At 63.1% G+C, this 14,031-nt stretch carries 15 protein-coding genes and 1 pseudogene; 6 read left to right on the top strand and 10 right to left on the bottom strand.

Annotation, left to right across the window (positions count from 1 at the left end; genetic code table 11):
- The 9 genes and pseudogenes from ACZY0B_RS19685 to ACZY0B_RS19645 all read right to left on the bottom strand — a co-directional run.
- A pseudogene (locus tag ACZY0B_RS19685) lies at positions 1-159 on the bottom strand (MCE family protein); the annotation flags it as partial.
- Complete coding sequence (locus tag ACZY0B_RS19680; RefSeq protein WP_463765892.1) at positions 156-1,562, bottom strand: MCE family protein; 1,407 nt, start codon at positions 1,560-1,562, stop codon at positions 156-158. The pseudogene ACZY0B_RS19685 and the gene ACZY0B_RS19680, both read right to left, overlap by 4 nt.
- Positions 1,563-1,570: 8 nt before the next feature.
- On the bottom strand, positions 1,571-2,689 hold the full coding sequence (locus tag ACZY0B_RS19675) for an MCE family protein (protein ID WP_463765885.1): 1,119 nt from the start codon (positions 2,687-2,689) through the stop codon (positions 1,571-1,573).
- On the bottom strand, positions 2,689-3,711 hold the full coding sequence (locus tag ACZY0B_RS19670; protein WP_463765884.1) for an MCE family protein: 1,023 nt from the start codon (positions 3,709-3,711) through the stop codon (positions 2,689-2,691). Before ACZY0B_RS19670 ends, ACZY0B_RS19675 begins: the two co-directional genes overlap by 1 nt.
- Positions 3,708-4,871: an MCE family protein gene (locus ACZY0B_RS19665; RefSeq protein WP_463765891.1), complete on the bottom strand. Its 1,164-nt coding sequence runs from the start codon at positions 4,869-4,871 to the stop codon at positions 3,708-3,710. Before ACZY0B_RS19665 ends, ACZY0B_RS19670 begins: the two co-directional genes overlap by 4 nt.
- Before the next feature lie 123 nt (positions 4,872-4,994).
- A complete protein-coding gene (locus tag ACZY0B_RS19660) occupies positions 4,995-5,840 on the bottom strand; it encodes an ABC transporter permease (protein ID WP_463765883.1) in 846 nt (281 codons plus the stop codon).
- 9 nt (positions 5,841-5,849) lie between these two features.
- Entirely contained in the window at positions 5,850-6,668 is an 819-nt protein-coding gene (locus ACZY0B_RS19655) for an MlaE family ABC transporter permease (protein WP_463765882.1), read from the bottom strand.
- A 363-nt stretch (positions 6,669-7,031) separates the two neighbouring features.
- Positions 7,032-8,237, bottom strand: coding sequence for a CaiB/BaiF CoA transferase family protein (locus tag ACZY0B_RS19650; RefSeq protein WP_463765881.1), 1,206 nt, complete (start codon positions 8,235-8,237; stop codon positions 7,032-7,034).
- Positions 8,234-8,386 (bottom strand): hypothetical protein, encoded by a 153-nt coding sequence (locus tag ACZY0B_RS19645; protein ID WP_463765880.1) that lies wholly within the window; start codon positions 8,384-8,386, stop codon positions 8,234-8,236. Before ACZY0B_RS19645 ends, ACZY0B_RS19650 begins: the two co-directional genes overlap by 4 nt.
- Positions 8,387-8,654: 268 nt before the next feature.
- On the opposite strand from ACZY0B_RS19645, the gene ACZY0B_RS19640 reads away from it, so the two are divergent.
- The 6 genes from ACZY0B_RS19640 to ACZY0B_RS19615 all read left to right on the top strand — a co-directional run bounded on the left by ACZY0B_RS19640 (position 8,655) and on the right by ACZY0B_RS19615 (position 13,064).
- Complete coding sequence (locus tag ACZY0B_RS19640) at positions 8,655-9,356, top strand: SDR family NAD(P)-dependent oxidoreductase (protein ID WP_463765879.1); 702 nt, start codon at positions 8,655-8,657, stop codon at positions 9,354-9,356.
- Between the two features lie 29 nt (positions 9,357-9,385).
- Positions 9,386-9,586, top strand: a complete 201-nt coding sequence (locus tag ACZY0B_RS19635; RefSeq protein ID WP_463765878.1) for a ferredoxin — start codon at positions 9,386-9,388, stop codon at positions 9,584-9,586.
- Positions 9,587-9,600: 14 nt separating this feature from the next.
- Positions 9,601-10,965 (top strand): cytochrome P450, encoded by a 1,365-nt coding sequence (locus tag ACZY0B_RS19630; RefSeq protein WP_463765877.1) that lies wholly within the window; start codon positions 9,601-9,603, stop codon positions 10,963-10,965.
- A 95-nt stretch (positions 10,966-11,060) separates the two neighbouring features.
- On the top strand, positions 11,061-11,507 hold the full coding sequence (locus ACZY0B_RS19625; protein WP_463765876.1) for a hypothetical protein: 447 nt from the start codon (positions 11,061-11,063) through the stop codon (positions 11,505-11,507).
- A gap of 55 nt (positions 11,508-11,562) precedes the next feature.
- Positions 11,563-12,495: a hypothetical protein gene (locus tag ACZY0B_RS19620; protein ID WP_463765875.1), complete on the top strand. Its 933-nt coding sequence runs from the start codon at positions 11,563-11,565 to the stop codon at positions 12,493-12,495.
- A complete protein-coding gene (locus tag ACZY0B_RS19615) occupies positions 12,492-13,064 on the top strand; it encodes a hypothetical protein (protein ID WP_463765874.1) in 573 nt (190 codons plus the stop codon). Before ACZY0B_RS19620 ends, ACZY0B_RS19615 begins: the two co-directional genes overlap by 4 nt.
- Before the next feature lie 27 nt (positions 13,065-13,091).
- Here ACZY0B_RS19615 and ACZY0B_RS19610 read toward each other — a convergent pair.
- On the bottom strand, positions 13,092-14,031 hold a 940-nt coding region (locus tag ACZY0B_RS19610), incomplete at its 5' end, for an acyl-CoA dehydrogenase family protein (RefSeq protein ID WP_463765873.1).

The following is a 14,031-nucleotide window of genomic DNA, read 5'->3' as shown; positions in this document are numbered from 1 at the left end:
ATTCGGGAGCTCGACGTGGTAGATGTTGGCCCCCGGCCCCCGTCCGACCGCACCGGGCAATGGCAGTGAATTCAGGCCGTGGAATGCGCATCCCGACGACGTCAACACCACGCAACAGCCGACGACCAACACCCGCCGAACCGCAACCCGGGCGATCATTGCTGTGGCCCTTCGGCCGGCAGCAGCATGTCCGACACACTCGACGCCGGTGGTGGTGGCATCGGTGTCGACGGCGGGGGCGGCAGCGGCATCGCCGCGCCCGGTATCCGCTCCGGTGGCACGGCCCCCGGCGGTCCCACCGGATCACCCGGCAGGCCGGTATAGGCCGACACCGCGGGCGGAGTCTCGGGTGGTCCGGGTTTCGGGCCCTCGCCACCGGGTGCCAGGCGTGGTTCGGTGTAGAGAATCTTGGACGGGTCGATGGACTTCTGCAGAATAAAGTTGATGGGCAGTGGCGAGTTGTTGAAGTTGAGCAGTCGCAATCCGGGACCGAGAAACAGGGCGCACAGCTTGCCCGATTCGACCGCGGTGACGTTCTCGATGGCGCCGATTTGGTCGCAGCCCGGAGCGGACAGCAGAAGCTGGCCGCCCCACGTGGGATTCGCGAAGTTCATCAGCCCGAACCCTCCCACGATCGTTCCGGTGTCGGCGTTGTAGTCGTTGAAGAAGTTGCCCAGCGCATTCGGCGCGCCGTGCAGAATGTTCTCCAGAGCCATGTGGTGATCGACCAGGTTCTGCGTCACGTCGGCCAACCGGGCAATCTGCTCGCTGGTCTGGTTGCGAGTGCCGGAGATGAATCGTTGCACCTCGCCGACCGCCGTCGACAGATCTGTCAGCGCCGCGTCCAGATCGGATTTGCTGTCGTTGACCACGCTGGTGAGCGTGGCCAGGCGGTCGTTGAACTGGACGATCTGAACGTTGCTGTCCCGCAGCGCGCCGACGAAGGTTTGCAGGTTTTTGATGATGTCGACGATGTTGCCGCTGCCGTTGGCGAGGATCCGGGCCACTCCTGACAATTGACCGAGTGTTTGCCGCAGCTTGTCGCCGTTACCGTCGAGAGCATTGGCGGCGCTGTCGATGAAACGGCCCACGGATGTGCCCGATACCCCACTCTTGGGTCCCAAATCCGTTGCCAGCCGCATCAACTGGGTTTTGACCTCGTCCCACTCGACCGGCACCGCAGTTCGCTCCACCGGTATCGCTGCGCCGTCGTGCATGACCGGCCCGGTATCGCGATATGCCGGTGTGAGCTGGACGTAGCGGGCGGCCACCAGATTCGGGGCGACTACTACCGCCTTCGCGTCCGCCGGGATGGGCACGTCGCGATCGACCTTGAGGGTCATCTTTGCCTGTGTGCCCTGCGGCTCAATGGATTCGATGTTGCCGACTTTGACACCCGATACCCGCACCTCGTCATGGGGATAGATCGCGGTGGCGCTGGTGAAATAGGCCGTAATCGTCCGTGGGCCGAAGAACGTATTACGGACGAGCACGGCAGCGCCGGCAACGATCAGCCCGACCAGGACAACCGCCGCCACGGCCGCCAGCTTGCCGCGCGGCATCCGGGAGATCACTGCGACCCGCCGATTCGTCCGCCCAACGTACAGCCCGGGCACGGTGGAATAGCGTTGTACGGGAAGGGAACCAGCGACCGAGGTACCGGCGAAGGGTATCCAGGACCGCGAGACGTGTCGAAGGTGCGGAATCCCCAGAGGTAGTCGAAGAACGGTTGGAAGATCTGCGGGGCAAGGAAGTTCGGGACGAACGCCGAGTACGCGTACATGCTGGAGATGCCCTCACCGACCGTGATCTCGAATTTGGCGAGACCCGGCAGCGCTTTGGCGATGTTGTCGCGGTTCTTCTCCAGTACCCCGGTCACCCTATTCAGTCTCTCCAGCGTCGGTGCCAAGGTGGCTTCGTTGTCGTGCACCAACGCCGTCAGCTGCTTGGCCACCACCGACGTGTTGGCCAGCAAGTCCACGATCTCTTGTCGCCGCGCCACCAAGACTTGGAGCAGAGAGTCGGAGTTGAGGATGAGCTTGTTGACCTGCTGGCTGCGTTCGGAAAGAACACCGGTGACGTCGGCGGCACTCTTGAAGAGGTCGGCCAGGTTCTTGTTACGACTGTTGAGAGTGCGTGATAACCGGGTGAGTGCGTCGAAGGCCGGACCCATTTGTGGTGCGAGCTGGTCGAGCGTCGCCGACAGTGTGTCCAACGACTGATTCAGCGCAGTGGTGTTGGTGCCCGCGGTGTCCGATGTCAAGTCGCTGACCGCTTCCGTCAACGAATAAGGCGAGGACGTGCGCGAGACGGGAATGAGAGTCATCGGGTGCATCGTGCCGCTGCCGGTGGACTCCAACGTCAGCATCCGCTCGCCCAGCAGCGAGCCGGTGCGGATATGCGCGGTGGTCTCCGACCCGAGCAGGACGTTGCCCTTCGTCGTGAACGTCACCAGAGCATCGCCGTGGTGCAGCGACACATCCGACACCGTTCCGACCTTCATCCCCGACACAATTACCGGGTTGCCCGCCGCAATGCCGCCGGCTTCGGAAAACAGCGCCTGGTACCGGACCATCGTCGCCCATGAAACAAACCGGTCGGGCGACAAGCCCACCAGGATGACCAGCACCGCTAAGACGACGCCGATGAATCCGGCCTTTACCCGGCCACCTCCGCGATACTTAAGCATTAGGGTTCCGTGCACCTTCCCGCATCTGACCTAAAGACATTGGCATGCACCGTCTTGCCTTGAAGGTCCGTGCCGCGGAGTTCTAACTGGCAGAGGTAGTAAGGGATGGTGGAGCCGGCTACGCCGAGCCGGACCAGCTTGCGGTAGTTCTTTGGCGCCTTGCCGATCGCTGCGTCAAGGCGGTCCTTGTCGTTATCGAGTATCGGCGCCAGCCGATTCAACTGAGCTATGGTGCCGGACAGCGGCGGTCGCGCGCTGGCCAGCAGATCTGCCAGCGAGGCGGTTCCCTTGTCCAGGGCGTCAATTGCGGGCCCAATGGTGTCGCGATCGTTCGATAGCCCGCTGACAAGCTGCTCGAGGCGATCGATCGCGCCGGAGAACTGTTTGCCGTCCTTGGAAACCGTGCCGACCACGATGTTGAGGTTGTCGATCAATTGCTGCACGGTTTGATCGTTGTCAGCCAAGGCGTTCGAGAACGACGTCGTCTTGGCGAACAGCGATTCGAGGGTGCCGCCTTGCCCCTGGAAGACCTGCAACAATGCCGAGGTTAGCGCGTTGACATCGCGCGCATTCAGGCCTTGGGTAACGGGTTTCAGTCCACCGAGCAAGAGATCGAGGTCAAGCGCCGGCGCGGTGCGGTTGACGGGAATCTGACCGCCGTCCGGCAGATGCTTGGTCGAGCCGGGACCGTCGACGAGTTCGAGGTAGCGATCGCCCACCAGGTTGAGGTAGCGGACCGCCGCCCTGGTGCCCTCGGTGAGGACGACGTTGCGGTCGGCGTCGAACTTCACCACAACTTTTTTGTCCGCCTGCAGTGAAACGCTATCGACCGTGCCCACCCGGATCCCGGCGACTCGCACCGACTGCCCCGGCTTGAGACGCGACACGTCGGTGAACACTGCCGAATACCCGGTCGTCGAACCCGTCCGGTACTGGCCGAAGATGAAGAACAGGAATGCGGTAAGAATCGCCATCACGACCGCAAAGATCCCGAACTTTATCAGCGTAGAGCGCGTTCTCATCCGGGTTGTCCGATCTGAGCCGGGTTGCGTGGCGGGCCGGCGATCGGCCCGTACAAGAGCTGTTTGAGGAGGTCGGAGTTGAGCAACGCCTGTTGGTTTCCGTACCCTCCCGCGTTGGCGCCGATGTCGGTAATCAATTGCGGCGGGTTCGTGTTGAACGGCAGCTTCGGCAGACCCACGCACTGCGGGCCACCCGTCGCCGCAACCTTGGGCAGGTTCGTCGGATACCGATAACGTTCGGCGCCCAACGTCAGGCTCGCCGATATGTTGATGCTCGGCTCCGACAGTGGCGCACCGTGCCCAATCTGTACGAGACCGGCGAAACTGCAGGTGAGCGCCTCGTGGTACTCGTTGAGCAGATCGGTGGTCGGCACCAGCAGATGCATTACATCCGTCAGCGGTTGGCGGTTCGCCGACAACACGTCGTTGCCGATGTCGGCCAAGCCGATCGCGCTGATCAGCAATGCATCCAGGTTGTTCTGCTCGTCGACAATCGTCTTGCTGATCCGGGTCGCGTTGGAGGCGGTCTTTACCAGGTCCGGTGCGGCGTCGGCATAGGCGTTGGACACCGCCGGCAGGACCGCGAGGTCATGCCGGAATGCGGGAAGGCTCGGCTCCAGCCTGGCCAGGAATGAATCCAAGTCGCTCAGGGATTGGCCAAGCTTTGCGCCCCGCCCGCTGAACGCTTGTGCCAGCGCGCCCAGTGACTCGTTGAGCTTCGGCGGGTCGATGTGGGACAGAACCGACACCAATTGCTGGAACACCGTGTTGATTTCGACCATGACGTGCTGGCCCTGCAGCGTCTGGCCACTGTGCAGCCGCTGCGCCGAGGGCTGGGCGGGTTCCACCAGCTGAACGGACTTCGCGCCGAACACCGTCGATGACGCGATGTCGACCAGCACGTTGCCGGGAATGAAGTGCAACTGCGATGGGTCCATCGCCAAGTGAATCGCGGCTTGTCCGTTGGGCAACGATTCGATCGAGGCGACCTTGCCCACCTGCACGCCACGCATCTTGACCTTGGCGTCCGGGTTCATGACGAGGCCGGCTCGTTGCGAAATCACGGTCACCGGCACGGTTTCGGTGAAGGAGCCCTGAAACAGACCCACCGCCACCGCGAAGATGACGGCGACGACGGCCACGGTGGCCAGGCCCGCCAGCGGGCGCGCGTAGGACTGGGCACCGAAATGGCGCCCCGGTGACGCGGCAACGGGAGACGCGTCACTGGCGGCTTCAGACCGGTCGAAGGGGCCCGGCCCGAATCTGTCTGTCACGTCTGCCTCCTATCCGGACAGGTTGAAGTTGCCGTTGGAACCGTAAATAGACAGCGAGATCAGCAGCGTGACCGACACCACGACGATCAGCGAGGTGCGCACCGCGTTACCAGTCGCGTTGCCGACACCGGCCGGCCCACCCGACGCGAAATAGCCGTAGTAAGTGTGGATCAGCAGGATGGTGAGCGCCATCATGATGGCCTGCAGGAACGACCACAACAAGTCGATCGGGTTGAGGAACGTGTTGAAGTAGTGCTGGTACAGACCCTGCGACTGTCCGAGCAAGAACGTGGTGGTGAACTGACTGGCCATGAACGACAGGATTACGGCGACGCTGTACAACGGCGTGATGGCGATCATTCCCGCCAGGATTCGGGTGCTCACTAAATAGGCAACGGGCCGAATGGCCATGCTCTCCAACGCATCGATTTCTTCGTTGATCCGCATGGCACCCAGCTGAGCAGTCACCCCGGCGCCGAAGGTGGCCGCCAGACCGATCCCGGCGACCACCGGTGCCGCGATACGCACATTGATGAACGCGGACAGAAAGCCTGTGAGCGCCTCGATGCCGATGTTGCCCAGTGAGGTGTAACCCTGAATGGCCAGTGTGCCGCCCGCCGCCAGCGTCAGGAAGCCGACAATCACGACGGTTCCGCCGATCATCGCCAAAGTGCCTGCACCCATGCTGATCTCGGCAATCAGTCGAACGACTTCACGCCTGTGATGGGTAGCTGCGAAGGGTACTCCGGCGAGCGCTCTACCGTAAAACAGGGTGTGGTCGCCGATCCGGCCCAACGAGGCAACCGGTTTCTCGAATTGGCGGCTCAATCGCGGATATACAGCCCTCAGCGCCATTGGCAGCCCCTACTTCGCCGTCATCTTGATGCCGATCGCGGTGACGACCACGTTGACGACGAACAGGGACATGAAGGCATAAACCACGGTTTCGTTTACCGCGTTGCCAACAGCCTTAGCGCCCCCGCCGGTGATCGACAGGCCCCGATAGCAGGCGACCAAGCCGGCGATGAGGCCAAAAAGGGCTGCCTTGACGCACGAAATGACCACCTCGGGCACGCCGGTGAGCAAGGTGATACCCGCGGCGAACGCGCCGGGATTCACGTCTTGCACAAACACCGAAAAGACGTAGCCGCCAAGGACGCCAATGATGACGACCAGGCTGTTGAGCAAAAAGGCGACCAACCCAGAAGCCAACATGCGCGGAGTGACCAACCGTTGTACCGGGTTGATGCCCAGCACCTCCATCGCGTCGATTTCTTCGCGAATTGTTCGCGACCCAAGGTCCGCACACATTGCCGTAGCACCCGCGCCCGCCACGATCAAAACCGTGACCAAGGGGCCGAGCTGGGTGACCGCACCGAACGCGGCACCCGCACCGGATAGGTCAGCCGCGCCCAGTTCGCGCAACAGGATGTTGAGCGTGAAGCTGACGAGGACGGTAAACGGGATCGCTACCAGCAGGGTGGGAGCCAGCGCCACCCGCGCGACAAACCAGGACTGCTCCAAGAACTCCCGCCATTGGAACGGCCGGACGAACACGAACTTCACCGCGTCGGCCGACATTGCGAACAACGCTCCGACCGCCTGCATGGGCCCCGAGAAGTCCCATTTCAGTTTCAGCGCAGGCAATCCCGCTGACCAGTGGTCTGGGCCCTTAATTGCCATCGGCCCCAGACCTTCCCAACGTTACGAGACCGACAGTCTTGTTGTTGCGCACCGGCTGAGGTAAATTCGGCTCAACGAACGATCCCGAGCGGATACCGCCGACTTCGAAATGCCTGGCGGACAGCTGAAATTCAGCATCTATCGCCGGCGTGGCGGTACTTGCCTTCCTCACGCCAGTCCTCCGTTCTGTCGCGGGAGAAGCGTCCGGACATTGTGACTCATGCCACGTCCGGGTGGAGCAAAAATCGCGCAACCGTTATCGAACGACTTTTGGCCGCCGCACCCGGATCGGGCGGACGGGTCCGAACAGACGTGACATTCGGCTTAGACAATTGAGGGCTGCTCCGCTTCTAAGTGACGGCGTTACGTGACGGCGCCTGCCGTCTTGAGTTCGATAATGCGGTCCCAGTCGAATCCCAATTCCTGCAGGATCTCGTCGGTTTGTTCGGCAAATCCCGGTGCCGGTCCGGTATGCGGTGCGGTGACGTCGAACTGAACGGGGTTGGCGACCAACTCGAGTTCGCCTGCGCGGACCATATATTCGTTGGCCCGGATTTGAGTGTCGTCGGCCGCCTGCAACGTGTCCTGCACCGGTGCCCAGGGCCCGGCCAACGTAGCAAAGCGTTCGCTCCACTCGGCAAGCGTGCGGGTTGCGATCACCTTGGTCAAGATCTCAACGGCTTCTGCCGTGTTCGCGGTGATCTGCTCGATGGTGGCAAACCGCGGATCGTCGGCCAGCTCGGGCAGGTCAACATGCCGGCACACATCGGCCCAAAATTTCGTCGGCTGCATCATCACGAAGGAGATGTAGCGGCCGTCCGATGTCGTGTACAGCCCCACCAACGGGTTGTTCGGCGCGCCGTGCACACCGGGCGGAGGTGCTTCCAGTCGCTGGTTGAGGTGCTTGGTCAATGCGACGGTGTGGCCCATCGACCACAGTCCGCTGCCCAGCAGCGACACGTCGACGACGGACGGTTCGCCGGTGCGCTCGCGCTTGAGCAATGCCGCCGCGATGCCTCCGGCCAGGTTGGTCCCGGAGATGGTGTCGCCGTAGGCAGGTCCCGGCGGCGCGATCATGCCGGGCATCCCCATCGGAGTGATAGTGGCGGCCGTTCCGGCCCGGCACCAGAAGGCGGTCATGTCGTAGCCGCCCTTGGTCGCCTCTTCACCGCGCGGCCCGAGCGCGCTGCCCCGCGCGTAGATGATCGACGGGTTCACCGCCCGGATGTCGTCGACGTCGATGCCGAACTTCTGCCGGGCGCCGGGCAGGAAGCTGGTCAAGAACACGTCCGAGCGGCGGACCAACTCGTAGAGCACTTCCTGACCTTCGGGAACCGACATGTCGAGTCCGAGGCTGCGCTTGCCGCGGTTGGCGTGCTCGATGTTGGGATTCGGATCGCCTTCGACGTGCAACATGCCGGTCTGCCGAAGTCCACGCTGGGGGTCACCCGTCACCGCGTGCTCGACTTTGATTACGTCGGCGCCCCATTCGGCCAACACGGCGCCCGCGGACGGGACGAACCCGTACATGGCGACTTCCAGAACGCGAATGCCCTCCAACGGCCTCATTGATCGCCTCCCATCTCCGGAACCGCGAAGGTCTTGCGCGCCAAGAACTCTGCGAGTCCGGCGACGAGACTGCCGTCGATCAACAGGCGGCGCGCGACCCCCGAACCAGCGGTTTCCGCGACGTCCGGCACTGTGACCTGCGCTGGCATTCGGCTCCTCTTGTGGTGACGGTCACGAAAATTTCATTCTCTTCCCGGGCGAATCTTACATTCGTGTCTCGAGAATTCAAGAAAGTCATAGGAACGGCCGACCAGCGCCGCGACGGCGAAGACGATACCCTGCGAAGGTTTTCAGCCCAGGCTGCGGGGTGTTTCATGGTGATGTTGCACGCCACTTCGGCGTGAGAGTAAGGTTCTCATAATTGCGAAGGAGATTCTTTGTGACTGAGACGGCCGCATCTACCTTAGGGGCCTTGGCATGAAGACCGCGGTGGTCACCGGTGGCGGATCCGGGATCGGTCTGGCGGTCGCGCATCGGCTCCGCGCCGACGGCATTGACGTCGCGACCATCGATCTCAGGCCGTCGGACGCCGAGCTGTCTTTCACCGCCGACGTGACGGATCGTTCCCAGGTGGACGCAGCGCTGTCGGCGATCCGCGCACAACTGGGACCGGTGGCGATTCTGGTCAACGCCGCCGGCTTGGATGGATTCAAGCGGTTCGGCAACATCACGTTCGAGGACTGGCAGCGCGTCATCGACGTCAACCTGCACGGGGTCTTCCATATGATTCAGGCGGTGCTGCCCGACATGGTCGAGGCCGGGTGGGGACGCATCGTCAACATCTCGTCGTCGAGCACACATTCCGGCGCTCCCTATATGTCTCACTATGTCGCGGCCAAGTCGGCGGTCAACGGACTCACCAAGTCGCTGGCGCTCGAGTACGGCCCGAGCGGGATTACGGTCAATGCCGTGCCACCCGGTTTCATCGACACCCCGATGCTGCGCAGCGCCGAGGCGCGCGGCTATCTCGGCGACATCGACGAGACCATCGCCCGGACCCCCGTGCGCCGGATCGGTAAGCCCGAAGACATCGCGGCCGCATGCGCATTCCTGGTGTCGGAGGAAGCCGGTTACATCACCGGCCAGATATTGGGCGTCAACGGCGGTCGAAACACCTGAGCCCGCACTACAGCCCCGGAGGAGACATCGTGAAGGTCTGGGTTGATTCAGAACGCTGCCAGGGCCACACCCTGTGCGCGATGATTGCGCCGGATTCATTCCGCCTCAGCGACATTGACGGGAGTTCGTCGGCCGTCAACGAGGTGGTGCCCGCCGACCAGGAGGACCAGGTTCGCGAGGCCGCGCATTCGTGCCCGGAGCAGGCGATCATGATCACGGACGAAACCTAAAGGGAGACAGCACCTTGAGCGTCGACGATGTCGTGAGCGACGGCGACCGTAAGAAGCAGCACTACCACTTCGACCGGCACAACGCGGAGTACCGCTCGCAGTTCAAGCAGATCACCGAGGAGATGCACGCCAAGTGCCCGATGGCGTGGACCGAGACCTACGGCGGGCACTGGGTCGCGGCCGGCAGCCACGAGGTTTTCGAGCTCGCCCGCTGCCCCGCGGTCTCCAACGACCACGACATCCACAACGAACGTCGCGGCTACAAAGGGATTTCGATCCCGACCGCCAGCCGGGTCAGCGCGGTGCGCGGCGGCATCCTGGAGATGGATGAGCCCGAACACCGCATCTACCGCACCGTGCTCAATCCCTATTTGTCGCCGGCCGCTGTCAAGCGCTGGGAGCCGTTCATCCATGACGTGACGCGCGCCTGCCTCAACGAGAAGATCGAAGAAGGCCGCATCGACTTCGTCGACGACCTGGCCAACATCGTGCCCGCGGTATTCACGTTGGCGATGCTGGGCATTCCACTGAAGAAGTGGAACCTCTACAGCGAGCCGGTTCACGCGGCCGTCTACACCCCCGAACACTCCCCCGACATCGAGCGGGTCACCGCGATGCACCGGGAGATGGGCCTCGACATGGTCACCAACATGCACGAGATTCGCGAGAATCCGCGACCCGGCATCGTCAATGGGCTGCTACAAATGCGGATTGACGGCGAGCCGGCCCCGGATCTGGAGATTCTCGGCAACCTCGGCCTGGTCATCGGTGGCGGCTTCGACACCACGACCGCGTTGACCGCCCACTCGCTGGAATGGCTTTCGCAAAACCCCGACGAGCGCGAGCGGCTGTCCAAGAACCGCGACACGCTGCTCGACCCCGCGACCGAGGAGTTCCTGCGCTTCTTCACCCCTGCCCCCGGTGACGGCCGGACGTTCTCCGATGACACCGAACTCAACGGACACCAGTTCAAAGAGGGTGAGCGGCTATGGATTTCGTGGGCCATGGCCAATCGCGACCCGTCGGTGTTCGCCGACCCGGACGACGTAGTACTTGACCGCAAAGGTAACCGGCACTTCAGCTTTGGCATCGGTGTGCACCGCTGCGTCGGATCCAACGTGGCGCGCACGGTGTTCAAGTCAATGCTGACCGCGGTGCTGGACCGGATGCCCGACTACCGCTGCGATCCCGACGGCGCGGTCCACTACGAGAGCATCGGCGTCATCCAGGGCATGCGCAAACTGCCGGCCACGTTCACCCCTGGCCCCACCGTCGGCGCGGGTCTCGACGAAACACTCGACAAGCTGCAGCGCATCTGCAACGAACAGGAACTCGCCCGGCCGGTCACCGAGCGCAAGGAAGCCGCGGTTATCGACTAGAGGGCTAAACGAACTGGCTGTTGACTGCTCCAATTTTTCCGAGTAGCTCTGTTCAGCACGGCGGCCCTCTATATTCAGGCCAACCGTGTGCAGAGATGGGAGACACTCCGGTGAAGACTTTCGCAACGAGCCTTGCGCTTGCCGCGGCCGCGCTGGCTGTCACGCCGACCGCCCACGCCGACGACACGCTGGTTGGCAACTACAGGCTGGACACAAACCGGGATCCCGGCCACAGCTGGATTTGGTCGCTTAACCCGTGCACTCCTAAAGTGCCGGGATGCCTGAACGTCTACGCGACTCCGCAACCCAACGGGCAAGCGGCGCCTTACCGGGGTGACGCTCACCTGTCCAACGGCCGCTACACCATGGCCGTCGATGTGCCCGACGGTGTGCGCTGCGTGGTCCAATTCTTTCCGTCGCATGACGTGTATTCGTGGGATGCGGTGACGCTGGCGGGTCAGGTCGACTCAACGTTCGACACGGGTTGCGGTGGCGCACCAGGGGGCACCAACACTTACCCGTTCTCGCTCGTGCGATGGTAGCCGCGTGAGACGTACAAGAGCCGGTCGCTTGTGAGAGCGATGGGAAGTAAGCAGGATGGCTGAGGCGAAGAAACCGCCGAAAGACCCGGCCACATCGAAAGCCGACACCTTGGCGTTGATCGCGGAAGCCGAGGCGGAAGCCGCCGAAGCCGAAGCACTGGCTGCCGCGGCGCGTGCCCGTGCCCGTGCCGCCCGGCTCCGGCGCGAAGTGCAGGCCGAGGCGGAGACAGAGGCCGAGGCGGAGACCACCGAAACCACCGAAGAAGCCCCGGCCGCCGATGAGGACGCAGCCGATACCGCCGAGGCGAAGACCGATGACTCTGACACCGACACCGACACCGACACCGACACCGACGAGGCGAAGACCGACGAGGACGAGGACGTAACCGGCGAGGACGTAACCGACGCCGACGACGCGGAGACCGAGGAAGAAGTCTCCGACGAAACGCCCGAAGACGCAGAATCGGGATCCGAGTCGGCCCGCTCCCGGCGACGCCTGCGGTTGCCATCGCTGTCCGTGACGTGGAAAGTGGCGGCCATCATCCTCACCTGCGCCTTCATCGGGGCCAGCGGATACATGATGTGGCAGCGCCATGAAATCACGGAGCACGACCAGCGCATCGCGAACTTCGCTGCCGGGGCCAGACAAGGTGTCGTCAACATGACTTCCTTGGACTTCAATAGGGCCAAGGAGGACGTGCAGCGGGTGATCGACAGCTCGACCGGCCAGTTCAGGGACGATTTCCAGCAGCGCGCAAAAGATTTCACGACGGTGGTCGAGCAGTCCAAAGTGGTCACCCAGGGAACGGTGAATGCGGCGGCCGTGCAATCGATTGACGGGAATTCCGCGTTGGTGCTCGTCGCGGCGACTTCGCGGATCACCAACGCCGCGGGCGCCAAAGACGAACCCCGCAGATGGCGGCTCCGAGTGACCGTCACAGAAGACGGTGGGCAATACAAGATGTCCAAAGTGGAGTTCATTCCATGAGCAAGGACAACGGCGGCGTCGACCCTGCCGACGACTCTTCCGCGCAAACGAAAAGCAGTAAACGTAGCAAGCAACGCGCGCGGCGCAAGGTGAAAGTCGTTCCCGTTATTCTGATTTCGCTCCTGCTGATCTCCGGCGGCACGGCGACGTGGCTGTACTTCAAGCAGTACCGGCCTGATAAACAAACCGACGCCAGCGTCGCGAACGCAGTCATCAATTCGGCGTCCGACGGAACAATCGCGTTGCTGTCCTACTCACCCGACACACTCGACAAAGACTTCGCCGCCGCCAAGTCTCACCTGTCCGGGGACTTCTTGTCGTACTACAACCAGTTCACCGAACAGATCGTGGCTCCGGCAGCCAAACAGAAGGCACTGAAAACCAACGCTCGGGTATTGGGGGCGGCGGTTCAGGAATTACATCCGGACTCGGCCGTCGTGCTGGTGTTGGTCGACCAGAGCACAACCAGCAAGGACAACCCCGACCCCTCGATGGCCTCCAGCAGCGTGCTGGTGAGTTTGACCCGGGTCAACGGCACCTGGCTGATCACCAAATTCGACCCGGTCTAGCACGCACCCTTTGCTCGCGAGCAGATCTCAGCCGCGCGGTAAGCCGAGAACGCGCTGGGCGATGATGTTGCGCTGGATCTCCGACGTCCCGCCGGCGATGGTGCCGGAAAAGCTTCGCGCATAACGCTCGAACCAGCTGGCGAAGTAGTGGTCGAGATTCATGTGCGCGTACGGCCCGGTCAGACCCGGGTGCACGAGCCCGTCCGATCCCGCAGATGTCAGCGCCAGATCCATGCCACGCAATTCGGCTTCGGACCCGAGCAGCTTGAGCACCGAGATCGCGGCCACGTCGTCTTCACCACGCGAGGCGCGGGCCAAAGCCACCGAACCGAGCAGCCGCAGCGCCTGCTTGTCCATGATCGTGCTGGCGTACTGATCGCGTTCGACCTCGGTGCTCGGGTGAAAGTCGTCGATCATGTTGTCGAGCCGATCGGCGAAACCCAGCCACATCATCGTGCGCTCGTGCCCGAGCGAGCCGTTGGCCACCCGCCATCCCTGGTCGAGCTCGCCGACCAGATTCTCCGCGGGCACCCGCACGTCGGTGAAGAACACCTCGTTGAAATCCAGGTCGTCGGCACCGCAGATCGACGGGAACGGCCGGCGCACCAGACCCGGGGTGTCGGTCGGGACGATCAGCACGCTGATTCCCTTGTGCTTCGGCGCATCTGGATTCGTCCGGACGAACGTCAGCAAGACGTCGGCATCGTGGGCGCCCGAGGTCCACACCTTCTGCCCGTTGACCACGAAGTGATCACCGTCGAGCACCGCGCGGGTGCGCAACGACGCGAGATCGGAGCCCGCGCTGGGTTCGCTCATTCCGAGTGACGCGGTGATCTCGGCGCGCAGGATCGGTACCGCCCAGCGGCGCTTCTGCTCGTCGCTACCGAACGACAACAGCGAGGCGCCAACGATATTCACGCCCTGCGGGTTGAAGCTGTGGTAGATCCGGCGCCGGCTGAGTTCCTCC

Source organism: Mycobacterium sp. IDUB_19 (genome assembly GCF_055419445.1).
This window is presented reverse-complemented; position numbering and strand designations above follow the sequence as displayed.